Genomic DNA, 20,498 nt, shown 5'->3' on the forward strand with positions numbered 1-20,498 from the left:
CCCTAATTACGCTGAAGGCAATCGCGCCAGTACCCGTTGCCCACCACTCCTGACCGTACCAGTTCAGCTGGGCAGCGTCTTTGATGTGGAAAGAGCCGATCGTGTCAAGGGAATGGGGGGTTTTGCCTACTAGGTAGGGCAATACGGCAGTGGGTGAGAACAAGGGCAGCCAGTCAAACGGGCTGTCCGTCAAATAACTTGAAGCATGGAAAAGTGAGGCGATTGCGAGGAAAAATATCACGATCGTGCTCCCTGCCCAAGCACGGAAATGACTGCCGAGCTGGCCCGATAACCCCAGCAGCAGCGCGCCGGTGAAGAAAAAGGCAAAGGCCACGATGGTAGTGGCATAGAAGCCAAGAATCGATAGCAGCGGAATCCGCGCGGCGAGTCCGGCATAGAGATGCAGGGGTAGCGAGAGCAACAAGCATGCATAGAGTCCGGCAGGCACGCCGAGCAGCTTGCCGATGAAGAAGCCGGTTGCCGACTGCGGGCTCAGTCGCACCAAGTCCAACGTGCCGCGTCGCTCTTCGCGGGCGATGTCGTTCACGATCGCGTAAACGCCGATCCCGATCGCAGCGATTGAACCGATGACACAGCCAGCGACGAACAGGTCAAGCCACCAGAGCTCGTAATTCGTCACGAAATTCCCTGCGGCGTCCAGGCAATGATCTGGGTGCTGAGGTACTATGTGTGCTTTAAGATTTATCGGCCGGCAGTACCGGTTAATACTTCCTGCATATCCCGGCCGGTAGGTGATTAGCAAGTTCTCACCGTACAGATAGAACAATATCTGAACGACTAGCGAGGATGCAGCGGCAAATACAAGGTGACGCGATCGCAAGTGCGTTTGCAGCTCCCTCAGTAGTTGTGGGTTCCAGTCTCCAAGCCGAGATGAGAGTGTCGACAACATGGCTTTGCCTGTGGGATGGTTTCGGGGGACGATCGCGGTCGGAACAGGGGGTGGCGGTGCAAAATGTACGCGTGGCGGCTGCGCGCTAGGACGCCTGTTGGTGGTCGAGGGCATGGAAAATGGTTTCGAGGTCGTCCGGCGTGCAGCGAAACTCCGTCACGGGAATGTTGGCAGTAACGAGCGCGCGCAGTAAAGCTGCAGCATCCTCTTCTGATCCGTTGAAGCGAGCGCGGAGCTGCCCGGACGTGGGTCCGGTCCCAGCTCTCGATTGAGAGACGACCTCCAGTTCCCCGACTTGCGGGGCGTTGCGCAGTTCCCCTGTCAGCGCCTCAAGTGCGCCGGGGGCGGAGACATACAACCAGCGACTGCCAAGGCGATCGTGCAGGACGCTGAGGGGCGCGCTTTCGACGAGATAGCCCAGTTCCATGATGCCGATCGCGGTGCAGATTTGGGCGAGGTCGCTGAGGATATGGGAGGAGATGAGCACTGTCATGCCTGCCTCGCGGAGCGTGCCGATAATGTCGCGAAACTGCAGGCGCGCGCGAGGATCGAGCCCGGAGACCGGCTCGTCCAATAACAACAGAAGTGGTTCGTGAACTAGGGTGCGGGCCAGACCGAGACGCTGCTTCATCCCGCGCGAGAGCGTGGCGATCGCGCTGTGGCGTTTGGTTGTCAGTTGTACCAGCTCCAGTACCTCCTGCACGCGCCGCCGCCGCTTAGGCTGGCGCAGGTTGTAAAGCCGTGCGAAGTAGTCGAGGTACTCGACAACAGTCATCTCGTCGTAGAGCGGGAAATCGTCAGCTAAATAGCCTAGATACTGCCTAAGGGGATTGCCGCGCGCGTCACACCAGAAGCGCCGACCGTGCAGGTGGATTTCGCCCGCAGTCGGCAGCTCCATGCCAGCAAGGAGGCGCAGCAGCGTCGTCTTGCCCGCACCATTGGGGCCGACCAGACCGTACACCTCCCCAGACGCGATCTGCAGGTCCACCTCGCAAACCGCGACGTGGCGATCGAATTGCTTGGTCAGAGCGCGAGTTGCGATCGCCAGTGTGTCGGTCGCCATGACAGTTGTCATGACCAATTCCTAATATCGATGGACGGTAAAGACACCAACAGCCTAGCCCGAAGAGCTGTCTTTTTCCACGAAGCCATTTCCAGAAATTCTACATCGGCACAATCGTACCAATGTGGGAGCGCCAACCCCACGGCATTATAAGAACGGTTTCCATTTTGCTCGACCAAAAACATCCACTCCCTTCGACGATTATTGTTGGGAGGGCAGAGAGCCATTTCATGCAAAAACAGCCTGCAATGTGCTTAGAGGGTCGGCTGCAAGCCATCGCCAGAGCCCTTCCTTCAAGGACATTGCCATCACGTGCGACGACTGATGCAAGTTCGTTACCGAACGGTAACGCCGAGGGTAGCAACAAGGAAAGCCATTTTGTCGGCAGCTTCTTCTATGCGCTTGGTCGTCGGTTTGCCTGCACCGTGACCGGCTGTGGTTTCGATGCGGATCAGCACCGGGGCGTCACCGATATGGGCAGCTTGCAGAGCAGCAGCGTATTTAAAACTGTGAGCGGGTACCACGCGATCGTCGCGATCGGCCGTGGCAATCAGCGTGGCTGGGTAAGCTGTACCGGGTCGGAGATTGTGCAGTGGCGAATAAGCGTATAAAGCCTGGAATTCCTGCTCGTCCTCAGGCGAGCCGTAATCCGAGCTCCACGCCCAGCCGATGGTGAACTTGTGAAAGCGCAACATGTCCATGACCCCGACTGACGGCAGCGCCGCGCCGAACAAGTCCGGACGTTGGGTCATGCACGCGCCCACGAGCAGACCACCATTGCTGTCGCCCGCGATCGCGAGTTTGCGCGGATTTGTGTAGCGATAGGCTTGCAGCCATTCAGCCGCTGCGATGAAGTCGTCGAAGACGTTTTGTTTCTTGAGTTTCATCCCAGCTTGGTGCCAAGCTTCGCCGTACTCGCCGCCCCCGCGCAGGTTGGGTACGGCGTAGACGCCGCCGAGTTCCATCCACACGAGCCGACTAATGGCAAAGCTCGGTGTCAGCGAAACATTGAAACCGCCGTAGCCGTAGAGCAATGTGGGATTATTGCCGTCGAGCAGCAGTCCTTTTTTGTGGACGACGAACATCGGCACTTGCGTCCCGTCTTTGCTGCGATAGAACACTTGGCGCGTTTCGTAGTTGGCTGGGTTGAAGCCGACCTTCGGTTTGCGAAACTGGGTACTTGTAGCGGTCTTGAAGTCGTAGCGGTAGACCGTGGGTGGCGTTGTGAAGCTCGAGAACGTATAAAAGGTTTCGGTGTCCTTGCGCCTGCCGTCGAAGCCAGAGACAGAGCCGATCCCGGGGAGCAGGAGTTCGGACTGGAAACGACCGTCGATTGCGTAGATGCAGAGAGCCGAGCGCGCATCGCGCAAATAAGACGCCACGAAACAGTTGTCAAGTACTCTAACCCCTTGGAGCGTGTCGTCGGATTCGGGAATGAGTTCCGTCCAATCGGAAACCGCGGGTCGGTCGAGGTCGATCTCGATCAGGCGACCGCGCGGCGAGTCGCGGTCGGTTTGGAACCACAGGCGCGGACCGTCGTTACCGACAAACCTATAGCTGGCTTCGAACTCGGAGATCAATTCAATGATGTCAGCATTGGGTGCTTGCAGATCTTTGTAGAAGATCAGGTTGCGTGGATCGGTGCCCTGCACCACGGAGATAATCAGGTAGCGACCGTCTTCAGAAACCTTGATGCCGAACATCCATGCTTTTCGATCCGGACGCTCGTAAATGAGTTCGTCATCGGCTTGGTCCGCGCCGAGCTGATGGTAGTAAAGTTTCTGGAAATAGTTGACTTCCTGGAATTGCTTGCTCGCATCCGGCGCTTCATAACGGCTGTAGAAAAAACCCCGATTGTCCGTCGTCCAATGTGCCCCCGAAAATTTGATCCACTCCAGGCGATCGCCGCGATCCTCCCCGGTGCCTACATCACGCACGAACCATTCCTGCCAGTCCGAACCGGATTTCGACAGTCCGTACGCCAACAAGTTTCCGTCGTCGCTGACCGCCACCCCCGAGAGCGCCACCGTTCCATCTGCGGATAGGGTGTTGGGGTCGAGTAGGACGCGCGGCTCGCCGTCGAGGCGATCGAGCGCGTACAAGACGCTTTGATTCTGCAGTCCGTCGTTTTTGAAGTAGAAGTAGCGATCGCCTGCCTTGAAGGGCGCGCTGAATTTTTCGTAATTCCACAGTTCGGTCAGGCGCTGCCGCACCCTATCTCGTTTGGGAATGCCTGCGAGGAATTCAAACGTGACGTCGTTTTGTGCGGCTACCCAAGCCGCCGTTTCTTCGGATTCGAGATCCTCAAGCCAGCGATAGGGATCGCGGACAACAACCCCGTGATAAGTATCGACTTGCTCGACCGTTCGCGTAGGCGGATAGTTTGCATGCATGGGGGGTGGCGCTGGGGCAGCGTGGACGTGCCGTCTAGTCTAACCCGCTTATCCGACCGCACTACCGCCTGCCATCGCTAGCAACTCGGCGAACACGCGACCCGTGCGATCGCGATCGGGTTTATGGTTGCTGACACGACGGGCGATCGCGCTACCAAACTGCACGCCAATTATGTCGATCTGCAAGGGCGATCGAACCCAGGCAACAGTCAACCGATCGCCGGCACTAACACGGCGCTCTCCATTAACCGAGCCTCCTAGCTCGCATGCAGGAGCTGTGCGGTGGCGGTGGCGATCGCCCAATCTTCTTCCGTCTTGATGACGAGCACCCGCACGCGCGAATCGGGCGAGGCAATGTCGGCGTTGCGGGGCGATCGCGCATTGGCTTCTGGATCGAGCTTCAATCCCAAGAATCCGAACCCCTCGCAAGCAGCTGCTCGGACGTCCGGTGCGTGTTCGCCGACACCAGCTGAAAATACCAGTGCGTCCAGTCCGTCCAAACTTGCGAGCATTGAACCAATATTCCGCCGGATGCGGTGGATGTAAGTATCGAAAGCCAGTTGCGCTCGCACGTTGCCTTCCGCTTTCGTGCTGAGGATATGGCGCATGTCGCCGGAAATTCCCGAAACGCCCTTCAGCCCGGACTCGCGATTGAGCAGGCGATCGAGGTCGTCTGCGGACAAGCCGCGCGATCGCTGCAGGTGGATGAGAATGCCGGGATCGATCGAGCCCGAACGCGTCCCCATCATCAACCCATCCAGCGGCGTGAAGCCCATGGTCGTATCCACACCGCGACCGCCGCGCACGGCTGCCAGCGAACAGCCATTCCCCAGATGACAGGTAATCAGGCGTAATTCTTCGAGGGGTTTGTCCAGCAAACGTGCTGCCGTGCGCGCGCAATAGTCGTGGCTGATGCCGTGAAAACCATAGCGTCGAATGCCATCCTCGAACCACTCGTAGGGACCGGGGTACAGTGCTGCAGCCGTTGGCATCTCGGCGTGAAAGGCCGTATCGAATACCGCAACTTGGGGAACCTCTGGCAGCAATTGCTCTACGGTTTCGAACCCCTGTAGGTTGGCCGGGTTGTGAGACGGCGCCAGCGCGCTTAACTCCGCGATCGCTTGTTTGACCTCGGGGGTCACGCGCGTGGGTTGGCGGTAGGTAGCGCCGCCGTGGACGACGCGATGGCCGACGGCCGCGATCGCTCCGAGATCCGGCAGTAGGGGCGATGGACCCTCGCTGAGGGTCTCCAGCATTCGCTCCACGGCACCTCCGCGCGGGTCGCCGGGGAGGTCCTCAGTCGATTTTTCACCGTTCCGTTCGACCTCGAGGACCGCCCGTCCCGGTCGCTGCGACCAGTCGATCGCGGCTTCCCAGAGCGGGTCCAGCGGACGCCTAGGAGGTGTGCCCCCCAAGTCGTAGAGACAACTTTTCTGCGAGCTGGAGCCTGCATTCAGCACGAGAATTTTCATCAGTTGTTGCCCGACATGCGGGGAAGAGTCAGCAGCCGACCTCAGATTAGCTAGAGAGTTTCAAGATGCCCTGAAAGCTGCAGGTTTTTTCCAGATCTGGCAAGCTCGTACTAACCGGGCGCCAACGCGCCGTTCCCAAATGAGAGACCCGATGCGCCGGCTTCAAACAAGCCAAGCGCAGTGCACCCAGTTGCATTTAGGCCCGCTCGCCGACGGATTCCGGACGTGAACCCGATTGCGGCAAAGATGTGACGTCAATCTACACCAAGTGCCCCAGCTGTGCAAGCAACTGGGGCGACAGGCGATCACGGTACTCCTCGTTCGAGGTGCGTTTGCAATTCGGGTTATTTAGATACCCAGCAGCGGTCTAACTACCGGGTTTGCAGACGTTGTAATCTTGGTGCGATACAACAGCTTCAGGTGCGATCCCATTATCCTGCATGCGGCAGAGCAGGCGATAATCGCGCGTGACCGGAATACTGATAACGTGGCGATCGTGGCGCAGCCGCTTGCCGCGAAACTGTCGGTAATCTTGGCATTGCTTCAGGCGTTTGATAATATCGCGCGACTTAAGAACGACGCGTTTGGGCAACGATCTCAGATCGATCGGATCGTTGTCAAACGAAGCTTTCCATGCTTGGCGTTTCTGTTGCCTCTCGCTGAGCTGGCTCTGTTCCTGCTCGCAGCGATCGTAGGATTGCCCTAAGCCTTGATGAACGGAGGGAAACTGCTTCTTCTGTTTCGACATGGCGAGGAAACCTCTATTGGCTCGCACGGAACCATCAACCGCAGCAACTCGGCTCCGGCACCGCACGTTGTGGACGATGTTCTGTTTGCCTTATTTATGTGTCCAGGCACACCAGATTAGTGTTATCTAGAATACCAGATCTTACATTTTTTGCAACCTCTCCCCAAAGAGAGAGCGCCCGAGTCGGATCGTCGTTGCGCCGGCTTCGATTGCCAAGGGATAATCGCCCGACATCCCCATCGACAGCTCTGGCAGCGCAAGCCCAGAGTCGTTGCGGAGTTTGGCTGCCAGGTCGCGAACGTTGGCAAAGGCACTCACCACATCTGGGGCCGACAAGCCCAGTGGCAGGATCGTCATCAAGCCGGAGACATTGAGAGCGGGCAGCGCGACAATTTGCGGCCAGTCTCGAGATAATTCCGCAACCGACCATCCATACTTGTCGGGGTCCGGTAGCGGCTTGACTTGCAACAATACCCGCGGTCGCGCGCCCGTTTCGCCCGCGAGGCGATCGAGGCGATGGGCGAGTTTGAGGCTGTCACAACTGTGAATCCAAGCGAACCGCTCGATCGCTTTCTTCGCTTTATTGCCTTGTAAGTGACCGATGAAGTGCCAGCGAATATCTGGCAGATCCGCGAGAGCATCTTGCTTGTCGAGGGCTTCTTGCAGGCGGTTCTCGCCGAAGTCGCGCAAGCCGGCGTGATAAGCCTGGCGGACGAGTGACGCCGGGAATGTTTTAGTAACGGCAACGAGGCGGACGTGGGGTGGCAGGCGATCGCGAATGTTGAGGATATTGCTGGCTAAGGCTGCGGTTGCGGGGGTATCGGCAGAGTTGGCGGTTGGGTGCTCGGTCATAGCTCGATCGTCAATGGCATCTGGGGCTCCTGTGCCCGACTTTATCGCAGCCTTCTCGGCACGCGTTGCACGCGCTCTGGCGATCGGACCCGAGGTACAGGCATGCCAAGCTGCTCTTGACTGCTGGCGGCAGGGACTCGCTCGCGGTTAATGAAAGATCCGTTGGTAGACGGCATTCAATTCTTTGAAATCGTCCACTGCACCAATCCGCCGCAGCTTCCGCAGGCGATTTTCCACCAACAGCCGAGCTTCACCGCGCCCCCAGGGCTCGAAGCTCAAACCTGTTGTGCCGTTCTTCACCAGAAAAAACAAACGCTGGGCGTAGAGGGTCGTAAATATTTCCTGATTTTCTTCGACGAGGCAGACTCGATAAAGCAAACCAAACGTCGGATGATTGAGATAGGTTTCGTTGTTGTCCATCCAGCCCTGCTTGCGGAATTCCCCTGATTCGTGAGCTTATCCGACCATTGCTTGTGTCCGTCTGCACGGCCCGACCCCTCGACCTCGTCGGCGTGCGATCGCCCTTTCGCCGTTGCTACTTTCGACCCACTTAACTGCCAGGATAGGTCGATAATATCTCGATTCGGTCCTGCGCGCAGTTGGGTGCAAGACCCTCGGCGTGCGAATGTTGGTCAGTATCTACGCAACTGCAATTGCACGGACGATGCGATCGTAAAACTTAATTCCTTAAATCGCCCAACCCACCCACTGCTTCCACGTCCTGGGTTGTGCTGCAAGCCCTTGAATACCGCGCGATCGCAGCCACCTGAACTGCTCGGAAATCGGTTACCCTCGGAACTGAAACATTGGCACCCGCGCGTACCCCGCGATCGCCCGCCCGTGAGCGTTCACTATTTCGGCATTCGTCACCACGGTCCCGGTTCGGCACGCAGTCTTCGTCAGGCTCTGGACGCGCTGCAACCGGATGCGTTGCTTGTGGAAGGTCCGGCCGATGCCAGCGCGGCACTGAAACTCGCGGGCGACCCGGACCTGGAGCCGCCGGTGGCACTCCTTTTATATGCCCCGGACGGAGCGGACTCGGTGTACTATCCACTTGCCCGGTTTTCGCCAGAATGGCAAGCACTGCAGTATGCCAAAGACGCGGGAATTCCCGTGCAGTTGATGGATTTGCCACAGGCTCATCAATGTGCGCTGCGGCGAGAGTTGTTAGAGACACGCTCGACTGATGAGGATCCGCCCGATGCCCTTCTCGGCGAACAACTTGAGTTGACGGCAGCCGATGCGCCCGTGCCACCCGACCCTCAAATAACGGCGGCTTTGGACGCTTGGATGGATCTGCGCCGAGATCCCCTCTCGTGGCTGGCACACGCGGCCGGTTTCGGCGACGGCGAGCGTTGGTGGGAACACCTCGTCGAAGAACGCCAAGACGATGCGGATGTATTCGCAGCCATCCAAGCAGCCATGACCTTGCTGCGTGGGGAGGTCGAGCGCCAGCGACCGAGCGAAGTCGATGAGTGGATGGCAGCCGACCCCGCTCGCGCCTGGGAAGAACGCCGCGAAGCCCTTCGCGAGGCCTACATGCGTCAGACTATCCGCCGAACAGAAAAAGGAAGCGATCGGCTAGCCGTTGTCTGCGGGGCTTGGCACGTGCCGGCATTAGTGCAGCCGCGTGCGGTCAAGGACGACAAAGCTTTACTGCGGGGTCTGCCAAAAACCAAAGTCGAGGCAACGTGGATTCCCTGGACGTACCGGCGCTTAACGCTGGCTAGCGGTTACGGGGCGGGGATCGCATCGCCGGGTTGGTACGATCATCTCTGGCAGCATCCCGAACGAACTACAGTTCGCTGGCTGGTCCGCACCGCCCGTTTGTTACGCGATACCGACCTCGACGCCTCGTCTGCAAATATCATTGAAGCCGCTCGCTTGGCGGATGCTTTGGCAGCCCTGCGCGATCGCCCGCGGCCGGGGCTGGACGAACTCAATGCTGCCGTCCAGACGGTATTGTGTTTCGGCAGCGAGTTGCCGATGCAGCTCGTGTGGGACCGCGCGATCGTCGGCGATCGCTTGGGACGCGTGCCGGAGGCTGCCCCAACAGTGCCTCTGCAGCGAGACTTGCAGCGTTTGCAAAAACGCCTGCGCCTGAAGCCCGATCCCTCAGCACAGCAAAAGGAACTCGACCTACGCAAACCGCTGGATCTGGAGCGATCGCAGCTATTCCATCGCCTGAGATTGCTGGCGATTGACTGGGGCACGCTGCAAGGAACTCGCGGGACCGGTACGTTCAAAGAAGTGTGGAGGTTGCAGTGGCAGCCGGAATTTGCCCTCCGGGCGATCGAAGCTGGGGTGTGGGGCAACACGGTGGAGGCTGCAGCAACGGCGTGCAGTTGCGATCGCGCCGATCGCGCCCCAGACTTGCCGTCGCTGAGCGCGCTGCTCGATCGCGTATTGCTGGCCACGTTACCCTCAGCAATCGCGCGGGTGCTGCAATGCTTGCAAGACGCCGCTGCCGTTGCCAGCGAGATCGCTCACTTGATGGACGCGCTGCCGCCACTGGCGCGGGTGGCGCGCTACAAAGACGTCCGACAAACGGATGCGGCGATCGTGGCGCGGGTTGTTGACAGTTTAGTCGCGCGCATTTGCATCGGCTTGCCCGCAGCGTGTGCGTCGTTAGATGACGATGCGGCTGCGGACATGGATGCTCGCATGCAGCAGGTCAACCGCGCCATCAATCTCCTGCGGAACGACGACCATCGAGCCGTTTGGTGGCGGACGATCGCCCAGCTCGGCTGTCAAGACAACCTCCATGGCTTGCTGGCCGGACGCTGCTGTCGGATGTTGCTCGATAGCGATCGCATCGATCGGGTTGAGGCAGCGCGTCAGTTGAGCTATGCGCTCTCGCGCGGCGGCGATCCGGCGCGAGCGTCAGCATGGATCGAAGGCTTTTTACAAGGCAGTGGCTTGCTGTTGCTCCACGACGATACACTCTGGCATGTTCTAGACGATTGGGTGACGGCACTACCGGCAGCAGATTTTACTGCCATGCTCCCGTTGCTGCGCCGGACCTTTTCCACCTTCGCTGCTGCCGAGCGGCGGCAGATGGCCGAGCGCGTTCGCCATGGCGGGACAACCGGCGCGATCGCCCCGGACGAAGCTGACGCCAGCGGTGCGGCCGTGCTGCCGTTAGTTGCCCAATTACTCGGAGTAACGCTAGCCGATGTCCGAACCGATCCCCAACACAAACGGTCGAGTGAATTGCCCCAGTAGCGATCGCGAGCGGCGCTGGCGCTTACTCCTGGGCGGGGGCGAAGACGGCAGCGGCGCCGGATTGTCGGCCTTGGGAACGGAAGATGCTGCCCTCGATCGCGCCCTCGGTGCACTCTACGACCGCGACGGCGATCGCCGGGGCGGCTTGGGACGATCGGCCCCCAATGTCGCGCGCTGGCTCGGCGACATCCGCCGTTATTTCCCCAGTGCGGTCGTGCGGGTGATGCAACGCGATGCCCTCGAGCGCCTGAATTTGCACCAAATGCTGCTAGAGCCAGAGTTGCTGGAAGCGATCGAACCGGACGTCCATCTCGCAGCCGATCTCGTTGCGCTGTCGCAGGTCATCCCCGAGCGCACGAAAGAAACTGCTCGCCATGTGGTGCGCCGCGTCGTTGACGACCTGCTGCGCCGCCTAGACACTCAAACCCGCCAGGCGATCGCTGGCAGCCTCAACCGCGCCCAGCGCAACCGCCGTCCGCGCCACAACGAAATCGACTGGTCGCGAACGATCCGCGCTAACCTGCACCACTACCAACCCGAGTACCGCACGATCGTGCCCGACACGCGCATCGGCTTCGGTCGCAAGCGCGCGTCCCTCCGCGATATCGTGCTCTGCGTCGACCAAAGCGGCTCGATGGCAACCTCACTGGTCTATTCCAGCGTCTTTGCGGCGGTGATGGCCTCCCTGCCGACAGTTAATACGCAGCTCGTCGTCTTCGACACGGCCGTTGCCGATCTGAGCGAGTATCTTGAGGACCCGGTGGACGTCCTGTTCGGAACCCAGCTCGGGGGCGGCACCGACATCAACCGCGCCCTCGACTATTGCCAAAGCATTATCCATCGCCCCACCGACACGATTCTGGTGTTGATTAGCGATCTCTTTGAAGGCGGCGACGAAACCGTCATGCTCAAACGGGCTGCGGCCTTAGTCGCTTCTGGCGTGCAGGTGGTGACGTTGCTGGCCCTCAATGACGACGGCGCGCCGTCCTTCAGCGGTGACGTTGCCGCGCAGTTTGCCACCCTCAACATTCCGGCCTTCGCCTGCACGCCCGACCAATTTCCCGAGCTAATGGCTGCCGCGATCGCCCGACAAGATATCCAGCAGTGGGCAGCGGCTCGCAATATCGTCACCAACCGCAGCTGACTGGCACAATTGGCCCCGGAACACCCGCATGCTCCAAACCAAAGGGGACGCGCCGTGCGTCCCCTCCCCGTGACTGAAATCGTATCGCCGTTCGCGTCAGTCAGCCCATGGCCGCTCGGTTTAAACCGTTGCCGCGATCGCACCGTTACGGGCAGCGGCATCGGTGCCGTGTAGGTGCGCTTCCAGGAACCACAGGTATTTGTCGGTCGTTCGCGACACTTCCGTGTACAGGTCGGCCGTGTCGGCATCGCCCAGCTCGTCCGTTGCGTCGATGCTCTCGCGCACGTGCTTTGCATAGGCCGCCATGCGGTCCGACAGCGCTACCACGTGGTCTTCACCCGACGTGATGTCGTATGGATACTCCGGCAGAATCGAGGCATCAGCCGCCACGCGAGCCGTGCCGTATGCCAAACCGCCCAGTGCCGTGACGCGCTCCGCCACCATGTCCACATAGTCTTCGAACTGCCCGGCAATCTCGTCGAAAAGCTCGTGCAGTGGGTAGAAGTCCTTACCCTTGACGTTCCAGTGCGCTTGCTTCACCTGAGTTTTGAGGTCCAGCGTGGTTGCCAGTGTTGCATTCAGAATCTCCACGATCGCCAATCGCTGGTCGGCGGCTAAGTCGATGCGCGTGGCGTAGAGGCGAGTCGGTCGGGTTTGCGTTGCCATGTGCTGTCTCCTTACAAGTCGTGATTGGATTGCTGCACTTAATCAGACCGTAACTTGACTATAGATTATCGATAATCTATAGTCAAGTAAAACTAGACGAAAATTTCACGAGTGCGGACGATGACTCTAGAGCGGCAGTGCATGAGCGATCGGGTACGTCAGGTGCTGTTGGAGCGGATTATGGACGGCACCTATAAGCCGGGCGATCGCCTGGTGGAGCTGCAGATCGCGCGGGAGTTGAATACGAGTCAAGCGCCCGTGCGCGAAGCCTTGCGGGAGCTGGAAGTCCTGTCGTTGGTCGAGTCGCAAGCGTACAAAGGCACGCGCGTGCGAGCTGTAACGCCGCGCGAGTTGCAGGAATCGCTGCAGGTACGAACGGCACTGGAAGCGCTGGCTGCGGAGCTGGCCGCCCCCAAGTTCCATGCCAACCCCGCTCCGCTGCAGTCGGCACTGGCTGCCCTGCAGGATGCGAGTGCTCGGGGTGATACGGTCGAGCATGCGCGCTGCGACCTCGAATTCCATCGCGCGATTTTAGAAACGGCCGGCAATCAGGTGTTGTTACGGATGTGGGACATGCTAGCGTGCGGAGCCTGGACGCGTCCGGACGCGACTGCCGGCAACCTGCAGTCCGACGAACTGACCGCGCTCGCGAACGAACACAGCGCGATCGTTCGCGCCCTCGCACGGGGTGACGGCCGTGGGGCGGGAGACCTATTGGCCGCGCACTTCCAAACCGACAACCGACATCGCGATCGCAGATCGCTTGCGCCGGCCTCCGAGCCCTCGGAGTAAGCGATCGCTCAGCACCGTAGGCAACGGACGAGAAAGTTAGACTAGAGCAAACTCTTTTATCCCTATTGGAACGCGCGTGCGAGCGCAACAGGCGAGCGATGACCAAACACGACTACCTCGGGCAATCCGACGCACGACCGCTAATGCGGCGATCGCGGCGGCAACCGCGCCTCCTGCAGCGCGCGCTTCTGCCCCTCGTGGCAAGCGCGACCGTGCTGGCTGGAGCGGCGATCGGGTCGCCTGCCCTCGCCCAAGCGTCATCCAATGAAGACAGCGATCGCATTAACTACAGCGAGTTCATCACCCAAGTCAAAGACGGAAAAGTCGCCAGCGTTGTTATCGACTCGCGACTTAACATCGCACGCGTGTACTATACCGACGACCCCGATGGGGAAGAACCCAAGCAGGTTCAACTGTTCGAGCGCAATACAAGTGCCAGCAGCCAACTGACAGAGTTGCTCATCGACAACGACGTCGAGTTCGGCGAAGAGCCTTCGATCGATCGTTCCGTCGCGATCGGGGTCCTCGGAAATTTTTTGTTAGTTGGCTTGCTCTTGGGGTTCCTCGTTTTACTCTTCCGGCGCACGGCCCGTGCCTCCGGTCAGGCGATGAGCTTCGGCAAATCGCGGGCGCGCTTCCAAATGGAATCGCAGACGGGCGTCACGTTTGACGATGTGGCAGGTATCGACACCGCCAAGGAAGAACTCCAAGAAGTTGTTTCCTTTTTGAAAGAAACCGAACGGTTCACGGCCGTTGGGGCGCGCATCCCCAAAGGCGTTCTGCTGATCGGCTCGCCGGGAACGGGTAAAACACTGCTGGCGCGGGCAGTTTCGGGCCAAGCGGGCGTTCCATTCTTCAGTATTTCCGGGTCGGAGTTCGTGGAGATGTTCGTCGGTGTTGGGGCGTCGCGCGTGCGCGACCTGTTCCGCAAAGCCAAGGAAAACGCTCCCTGCTTGATCTTCATCGACGAGATTGACGCTGTCGGCCGCCAGCGCGGTGCGGGCATCGGCGGCGGCAATGACGAGCGCGAGCAAACCCTCAATCAGCTCCTGGCAGAGATGGACGGGTTTGAGAGCAACACCGGGATCATCATCATCGCAGCCACCAACCGCCCCGACGTGCTCGATCTGGCTTTACTGCGACCGGGACGCTTCGATCGCCAAGTTACTGTCGATTTGCCCAGCTACAAGGGACGTTTGGGCATCCTCAACGTTCACGGACGCAACAAACGCCTGTCGCCGGAGGTGTCTTTGGAGGCGATCGCGCGGCGCACGCCGGGATTGTCCGGAGCCGACCTGGCCAACCTGCTCAACGAAGCGGCTATTTTGACAGCACGGCGGCTGAAAACCGAGATCGGGCTGAGCGAAATCGAAGACGCGCTCGATCGCGTCACGATCGGCATGAGCTTGAGCCCGCTGCTGGATAGCAAGAAAAAGCGAATTGTGGCGTACCACGAAGTCGGACACGCCCTGATGATGACACTACTGGAACATGCCGACCCCCTCAACAAAGTCACGATCATTCCCCGCTCGGGCGGCGTCGGCGGCTTCGCACAATCCACTATCAGCGACGACATGCTCGATAACGGTTTGCTCAGCCGCGCTTGGTTGCTCGATCGCATCACGATTTTTTTAGGCGGGCGTTCGGCGGAAGAAGAGGTCTTTGGCGACGAAGAGGTGACCGCCGGTGCGGCGAGCGACTTGCAGATGGTGGCCGACCTCGCACGCAAGATGGTCACGCGCTATGGCATGTCGGAGTTGGGAACGGTGGCGTTGGAAAGCAGCAACGATCGAGTCTTTCTCGGCGGTAACGACATCAACCGTACGGAATACTCCGAGGCGGTTGCCGCACGTATCGACCAACAGGTACGCGCGATCGCCGAACGCTGCCACCAACAAGCCCGTCAAATCTTGCGCGAGAACCGCCCGCTGGTCGATCGCCTGGTGGACGTGTTGCTCTATGAAGAGACGATTACGGGCGATCGCTTCCGCGAAATCGTTGCCGAAAGGGCGACGCTCCCGGAGAAACAACTCGCTGCTCAGGGCGTTGCAAACCCATGAGATGTTTGACCTTGGAATTGGCACTGTCCGGTAACGCAAAAAATGCACCAGGAGCCTGACCGATAGCGTCAGCATCTCTTCGGATTTGCTTTAGAAAAGAGTCTTGCGCTTCAGTCTGGCTAGGTAGTGCCTCAGCCTTGTATTCTTTCCTTCCACTCGGGCCTTCCACTCGGGTCGTAGAGGTTTTACTCACCACGATCTCGGTTGCATCCACGAACTTTGGATACACCGGGTAGCCATCGCTCACCTACCAGACCACCCCACCCTTGCACGCGCTGCCAAAACTTCTCAACGGTTTTGTGGGTGCGGTCGCTAACCTTGAAAGCAAGGATGCCATGCTGTTTATGGTCAACCACCCTCCAGATCCATCATTTTTTTCTTGGAGCCGACGAAGGTTGTAGTTTTTCGAGTTCCCCAATTTCAGGAGCTTGAGTCTCGTCAGTGGGGAGCTGGGGGATCTACTATGCCCTCAAACGGACCCAATTGATGACGGTGTTGTGGTTGACCCCAGTGCAACGTTCGATGCTCCGGAACCCCTGCTCCTCGACGTATTCGCCGCAAGCCGTCTGCCCTAACTTCCGGTGGGCAACCACGTTGAGAGTAGAACTCGACCAATTGACGGCCGCAGTCCTTGCACTGGTAGTTTTCTTGCCGCATCGGTAGCCGTTCTTACAAATTTGCTGGGATTGGCATTTGGGGCATCTCATCCTTCCATTGTGCGATACCCCGTTGAACCCGTTCGAAAGGCGATCTCATTCAACCGAACCACGCCAGCAAGGCGCGGGCAATCTAGTTGTGGTGGACGCGACTCATGCGATCGCGATCGGATGCTCTTTGCTCGGCGGACGCATGACACGGCGATCGATCTTTGAGGGACCACGCACTCGGATCTCGAATAACCTATTACCCTTTAAGCAATCCGAACTACCCCCGATCGTAAGCGTGCCTGGACATCAGTGCTGGTCAGGATTTAACTTTTGCACCTCCCTGCGAAACAGATCCGCTCTCCTTCAAAATTCATCCCAACTGCAACGCGACCTGCGCCGAACGATATGGGCGATCGCGATCGGCCCCGTGTCACAATGAAGTCTTGAGAGCAGGCTCGAACAAAAATAAGACATAACTTGCTCCCAACATGGAGCAAATCTAAATGGCGGTATTTAATGGGAGCGAAGGCCCTGATGACCTGTTTGGTACTGAGGGCAATGATTTCTTTTACGGTTTTGGCGGGGCAGACATCTTTTTGGGTTTCAACGGCAGGGACTATATCGATGGCGGGAATGACGGCGACATACTGTTCGGCGGAAATGGCGACGACTATATCGATGGCGGGAATGGCGGCGACACCATGTTTGGTGATAACGGCAACGACACCATTTTTGGTGGTGACGGCATCGACCGCCTGTACGGCGGGAGAGTTGGGAACTTTCCCCAACTATACGACGAGGTCGACCTGTTAGTTGTTGACGGCAACGACAAACTGTATGGCGGCGGCGGCGGCGACTTCCTCTACGGAGACGACGGCAACGATTCCCTTTACGGCGAGAACGGCGACGATGACCTGTACGGTCAAAACGGCATCGACGTCCTGTACGGTCATGACGGCATCGACCGCTTGTTCGGGGGGAACGGCCACGACCGCCTGTTCGGTCAGTTCGGCAACGACTTCCTTTACGGCGGGAACGGGAACGATTTCCTTTACGGTCAGGAAGGTATCGACATCCTGTACGGTCATGACGGCCACGACCGACTGTCCGGCGAGGACGGTAACGACCGCCTGCACGGTCAAGGCGGCCACGACTTCCTTTACGGTGGGGACAACGACGACTTCCTTTACGGTCAGGAAGGTATCGACGTCTTGTACGGCGGGAATGGCGACGACCGCCTGTCCGGCGGGAACGACGACGACCGACTTTACGCCGAGGACGGCGACGACCGACTTTACGCGGGGAACGGCGACGACCGACTTTACGGTGGGAACGGCGACGACCGACTTTACGGCGACGACGGCGACGACCGACTTTACGGCTGGAAAGACAACGACGCTCTATACGGTGAGGAAGGTAACGACTTCCTGTTCGGCGAGAACGGCAACGACTCCCTTTACGGAGGGAACGGCGACGACTCCCTTTACGGAGGGAACGGCGACGACTTCCTGTTCGGCTGGAAAGGCAACGATTCTCTGTATGGCGAAAACGGCAACGATTCCCTTTACGGAGAGAACGGCGACGACGTGCTGAGTGGTGGCGCGGGGGACGATACGCTAGTTGGCTACGGTGACAGCAGCTCCGAGTACGACACGCTCGCAGGCGGCGCCGGCACAGATACCTTCGTTCTGGGCGATTTAGGTCGAGTGTTCTACATGGGTTCCGGGCACGCCCACATCACCGACTTCACGAGTAATTCGCTCGCCATCGAAGACAAGATCCAGATCTCCGGCAATCTCAGCGATTACACCCTCGACAAAAGCGTCAACTATGGGGGAGGTTCAGCTCTGGATACGGCGATTTATCTTGGCAGCGACTTGATCGCGGTGGTAGAAGATACGATGGCAATTGCTCTGACGGCTGATTACTTTACGACGGTGTAACCGGAGTCAAGACGGTTACCCATCTCGTGACTGTTTCAGCTTCGCTTCGAGCCTCCGACTTCACGGTCCGGGTCTTTTTCCACGCGAGGGGGGGTACCCAGCTCGGGCATGCTCAACTTAACGGCGTGCTTCAGAAAATCGACAGTATTTCAGGACTCACGCAAAAGTTAGAGCGATTGATAGTCGTTTGAGTTGCTCGAGCAGGGAGTCCAACAGCAAATCTCGCTTCAGCCGATCGCCCGTTTACTCGGTTCGATAGGCAATCTCATTCAGCCGAACCACGCCAGAAAGGCGTGGGCAATCTAGTTGCAGTGGACGCGACTCTTGCGATCGCGATCGGGTGCTCTGTGCTCGGCGATCGCACTCTAATGCGATCGCTTGTTGAGGGTCCGAACGCTTGGATCTCGCGCCCCTTGTTACCCGCGAAGCAAACCGGACTGCTTGGGATCGGACGAGCGTCTGGACATCACTGCTGGTAGGGGTTTGAATTTTGCACCTCCCCGAGCAATAGATCGGTTCGCCCTCTACATTCATCCCAACTGCAACGCGACCGGAGCCGAATGATATGGGCGATCGCAAGCTGCCCTGTGTCACTCATCTACAAGAGCCCGATCGGGTCAAAAACAAGACACAAATTACTCCCGATGTAAGAAGAAATCAATCCAATTTGCGACCGCGATCCTCGTCAGAATCTTGCGAGCTTGCGACACTAATGGTGTGAGATAAATCCGAAGCCGAACAAAAAATTATAGAAGAATTCGATGAGTCTTAAATGACTCCAGATCCAGACTCTATGTCATTCTTCGTGTGTAGTATTCCTCAGCTAAGCCCCTTTCAACCAGGAGCAAAATAATGATTTCCAAACACGGTAAAGCTCTACTCCATATGAATGGAAAACACTGGAATACCGGCGGCAGCGTTGGAAACATTAGTGATTTCGCTGGCTCGGCAGCAATCACCTACAGCTTTATGGACGGTCGCCTTGCTGGTTCCGATCCCCACCAATTTCAAGACTTCGTCGATTTCTCCACAACTCAAGAATCCTGGATCCAACATGCGATGGACCACTATCAGGAAATTGCAAACATCACCTTCACTGAAATTGTATCCGGTGGCGACATCGACTGGGGCTATGCCCAAACCTTCTACAACTGGGATGGTGATGGTGTCATTGGATTTGATGAAGGTGCTGATAGTTTGGCAACGCGTCCTCACAGCAGCGGTTCGTTCATCGCGGACGATCGCGGCCGCAAAGACTTTAGCGGGGATTCTTGGGATTATCACCCTTTGCATTATGGATCCCCATACCCTGGAGACTACACGATTCGCGAAACGATTTGGGATGGGGGCGGCATCGACACCATCGGCACCCTCGATCAAACCCAAGATGCCGTCATCAACTTGAATCCGGCTACCTTCAGCAGCATCGGCTCATACCCTGAGAGTGATAACTCAGACAACCTGGCGATCGCCTTCAATGCCACCATCGAAAACGCGGATGGCGAGTCCGGGAACGATAACTATAGCCAAAACGATCTGGGCGACAACGAAACTTTGATCGTTCAAGACGCCGACGTCATCCTGCACGGTGGGGTTGGCGACGACGAGCTTTACGGCGGGAACGGCAACGACGAGCTATACGGTCATCCCGGTAACGACTACCTGAATGGTGGTAACGGCAACGACTACCTGAATGGTGGTAACGACAACGACATCCTGGTCGGCGGGAGCGGCTACGACGACCTATTTGGCGGGAACGGCATCGACTTTCTGGACGGCGAGGATGGCAACGACGAATTGTTTGGCGGGAATGGTAACGACTTCCTGGACGGCGGGAACGGCAACGACTATCTTTACGGTGAGGACGGCGACGACTTCTTATACGGTCGGGACGGCAACGACTACCTGCTCGGTCAGGACGGCGACGACAACCTGTTTGGCGGAGCCGGCAACGACTTCCTGGACGGCGGGAACGGTAGTGACGAACTCGACGGCGGAGCAGGCATCGATACGGTCGGTTACATTGCCTGGCACAATGGCGGCACCTTCAACCTGACGAGCGAAGTTGCTATCTTAACGGGTTTTGGTTTCGAGGTCATTGCCAACTTCGAGAACATCTCCACGGGCAACGGTAACGATACCATCATCGGAAATGGTGCCAGAAATTTAATTGTTAGCGGTGGTGGCAACGACTACCTCTACGGCGAGGACGGCAACGACTTCCTATACGGTCGTGACGGCAGCGACTACTTGTACGGCGAGGACGGCAACGACCGCCTTGACGGCGAGGACGGCAACGACCGCCTGTACGGCGAGGACGGCAACGACTTCCTGTTCGGCGGGAACGGCGAGGACCGTCTCTACGCCGGGAGCGGCGACGATCGCCTGTATGGCGGGAGCGGCGGCGACGAGCTGTACGGTCATGACGGCAACGACCAACTGTACGGCGAGGACGCCAACGATCGCCTGTACGGTCAGGTCGGCGACGACCGCCTGTATGGAGGCAACGGCGACGACTTCCTGTACGGTCAGGACGACAACGACGAACTATACGGCGGGAACGGCGACGACCGCCTTTCCGGC

At 58.6% G+C, this 20,498-nt stretch carries 14 protein-coding genes and 2 pseudogenes; 6 read left to right on the forward strand and 10 right to left on the reverse strand.

Annotated elements, in window-relative coordinates:
* From KR51_RS04730 to pipX, 8 genes and pseudogenes are all read right to left on the reverse strand, one after another.
* Nucleotides 1-640: pseudogene (locus KR51_RS04730) on the reverse strand (hypothetical protein); the annotation flags it as partial.
* A 355-nt stretch (nt 641-995) separates the two neighbouring features.
* The gene (locus KR51_RS04735) at nt 996-1,973 is read right to left on the reverse strand and encodes an ABC transporter ATP-binding protein (RefSeq protein WP_040655188.1); all 978 of its coding nucleotides are present in this window, start codon (nt 1,971-1,973) and stop codon (nt 996-998) included.
* 335 nt (nt 1,974-2,308) lie between these two features.
* Complete coding sequence (locus KR51_RS04740) at nt 2,309-4,366, reverse strand: prolyl oligopeptidase family serine peptidase (protein WP_022605407.1); 2,058 nt, start codon at nt 4,364-4,366, stop codon at nt 2,309-2,311.
* A 48-nt stretch (nt 4,367-4,414) separates the two neighbouring features.
* A complete protein-coding gene (locus KR51_RS19255; protein WP_232214530.1) occupies nt 4,415-4,552 on the reverse strand; it encodes a hypothetical protein in 138 nt (45 codons plus the stop codon).
* Nucleotides 4,553-4,623: 71 nt separating this feature from the next.
* Nucleotides 4,624-5,838, reverse strand: coding sequence for an acetate/propionate family kinase (locus tag KR51_RS04745; RefSeq protein ID WP_022605409.1), 1,215 nt, complete (start codon nt 5,836-5,838; stop codon nt 4,624-4,626).
* Nucleotides 5,839-6,205: 367 nt separating this feature from the next.
* Nucleotides 6,206-6,586: a DUF7682 family zinc-binding protein gene (locus KR51_RS04750; RefSeq protein WP_022605410.1), complete on the reverse strand. Its 381-nt coding sequence runs from the start codon at nt 6,584-6,586 to the stop codon at nt 6,206-6,208.
* A 141-nt stretch (nt 6,587-6,727) separates the two neighbouring features.
* Complete coding sequence (locus tag KR51_RS04755) at nt 6,728-7,438, reverse strand: YggS family pyridoxal phosphate-dependent enzyme (RefSeq protein WP_022605412.1); 711 nt, start codon at nt 7,436-7,438, stop codon at nt 6,728-6,730.
* Nucleotides 7,439-7,585: 147 nt separating this feature from the next.
* Nucleotides 7,586-7,858: a transcriptional coactivator PipX gene (gene pipX / locus KR51_RS04760; protein WP_022605414.1), complete on the reverse strand. Its 273-nt coding sequence runs from the start codon at nt 7,856-7,858 to the stop codon at nt 7,586-7,588.
* 420 nt (nt 7,859-8,278) lie between these two features.
* Between pipX and KR51_RS04765 the strand changes: the two genes are divergently transcribed.
* Together KR51_RS04765 and KR51_RS04770 are read left to right on the forward strand one after the other, a co-directional pair.
* A complete protein-coding gene (locus KR51_RS04765) occupies nt 8,279-10,663 on the forward strand; it encodes a DUF5682 family protein (RefSeq protein WP_022605416.1) in 2,385 nt (794 codons plus the stop codon).
* Nucleotides 10,614-11,807: a VWA domain-containing protein gene (locus KR51_RS04770; protein ID WP_022605418.1), complete on the forward strand. Its 1,194-nt coding sequence runs from the start codon at nt 10,614-10,616 to the stop codon at nt 11,805-11,807. Before KR51_RS04765 ends, KR51_RS04770 begins: the two co-directional genes overlap by 50 nt.
* A gap of 120 nt (nt 11,808-11,927) precedes the next feature.
* Here the strand turns inward: KR51_RS04770 and dps are convergent, their stop codons facing one another.
* Nucleotides 11,928-12,473, reverse strand: coding sequence for a DNA starvation/stationary phase protection protein Dps (gene dps, locus KR51_RS04775; RefSeq protein WP_022605420.1), 546 nt, complete (start codon nt 12,471-12,473; stop codon nt 11,928-11,930).
* Between the two features lie 120 nt (nt 12,474-12,593).
* On the opposite strand from dps, the gene KR51_RS04780 reads away from it, so the two are divergent.
* Together KR51_RS04780 and ftsH are read left to right on the forward strand one after the other, a co-directional pair.
* The gene (locus KR51_RS04780) at nt 12,594-13,265 is read left to right on the forward strand and encodes a GntR family transcriptional regulator (protein ID WP_022605422.1); all 672 of its coding nucleotides are present in this window, start codon (nt 12,594-12,596) and stop codon (nt 13,263-13,265) included.
* 143 nt (nt 13,266-13,408) lie between these two features.
* Nucleotides 13,409-15,325: an ATP-dependent zinc metalloprotease FtsH gene (gene ftsH / locus KR51_RS04785; protein ID WP_040655199.1), complete on the forward strand. Its 1,917-nt coding sequence runs from the start codon at nt 13,409-13,411 to the stop codon at nt 15,323-15,325.
* 9 nt (nt 15,326-15,334) lie between these two features.
* On the opposite strand, the pseudogene KR51_RS21090 reads toward ftsH, so the two are convergent.
* Nucleotides 15,335-16,032 (reverse strand): annotated as a pseudogene (locus KR51_RS21090) (IS1 family transposase); the annotation flags it as partial.
* Between the two features lie 443 nt (nt 16,033-16,475).
* Here KR51_RS21090 and KR51_RS20880 point away from each other — a divergent pair.
* Nucleotides 16,476-17,915: a calcium-binding protein gene (locus KR51_RS20880; RefSeq protein ID WP_022605427.1), complete on the forward strand. Its 1,440-nt coding sequence runs from the start codon at nt 16,476-16,478 to the stop codon at nt 17,913-17,915.
* 852 nt (nt 17,916-18,767) lie between these two features.
* On the forward strand, nt 18,768-20,498 hold a 1,731-nt coding region (locus tag KR51_RS17300; protein WP_022605428.1), incomplete at its 3' end, for a M10 family metallopeptidase C-terminal domain-containing protein.

The sequence above is a fragment of the Rubidibacter lacunae KORDI 51-2 genome (assembly GCF_000473895.1).
Taxonomy (GTDB): Bacteria; Cyanobacteriota; Cyanobacteriia; order Cyanobacteriales; family Rubidibacteraceae; genus Rubidibacter; species Rubidibacter lacunae.

Excerpts from the sequence above, each read along its gene's own strand:
- KR51_RS04735 (WP_040655188.1), bottom strand. The coding sequence starts at position 1,973 with ATGGCGACCGACACACTGGCGATCGCAACTCGCGCTCTGACCAAGCAA.
- KR51_RS04740 (WP_022605407.1), bottom strand. The coding sequence starts at position 4,366 with ATGCATGCAAACTATCCGCCTACGCGAACGGTCGAGCAAGTCGATACT.
- KR51_RS04745 (WP_022605409.1), bottom strand. The coding sequence starts at position 5,838 with ATGAAAATTCTCGTGCTGAATGCAGGCTCCAGCTCGCAGAAAAGTTGT.
- KR51_RS04750 (WP_022605410.1), bottom strand. The coding sequence starts at position 6,586 with ATGTCGAAACAGAAGAAGCAGTTTCCCTCCGTTCATCAAGGCTTAGGG.
- KR51_RS04755 (WP_022605412.1), bottom strand. The coding sequence starts at position 7,438 with ATGACCGAGCACCCAACCGCCAACTCTGCCGATACCCCCGCAACCGCA.
- pipX (WP_022605414.1), bottom strand. The coding sequence starts at position 7,858 with ATGGACAACAACGAAACCTATCTCAATCATCCGACGTTTGGTTTGCTT.
- KR51_RS04770 (WP_022605418.1), top strand. The coding sequence starts at position 10,614 with ATGTCCGAACCGATCCCCAACACAAACGGTCGAGTGAATTGCCCCAGT.
- dps (WP_022605420.1), bottom strand. The coding sequence starts at position 12,473 with ATGGCAACGCAAACCCGACCGACTCGCCTCTACGCCACGCGCATCGAC.
- KR51_RS04780 (WP_022605422.1), top strand. The coding sequence starts at position 12,594 with ATGACTCTAGAGCGGCAGTGCATGAGCGATCGGGTACGTCAGGTGCTG.
- ftsH (WP_040655199.1), top strand. The coding sequence starts at position 13,409 with ATGCGGCGATCGCGGCGGCAACCGCGCCTCCTGCAGCGCGCGCTTCTG.
- KR51_RS20880 (WP_022605427.1), top strand. The coding sequence starts at position 16,476 with ATGGCGGTATTTAATGGGAGCGAAGGCCCTGATGACCTGTTTGGTACT.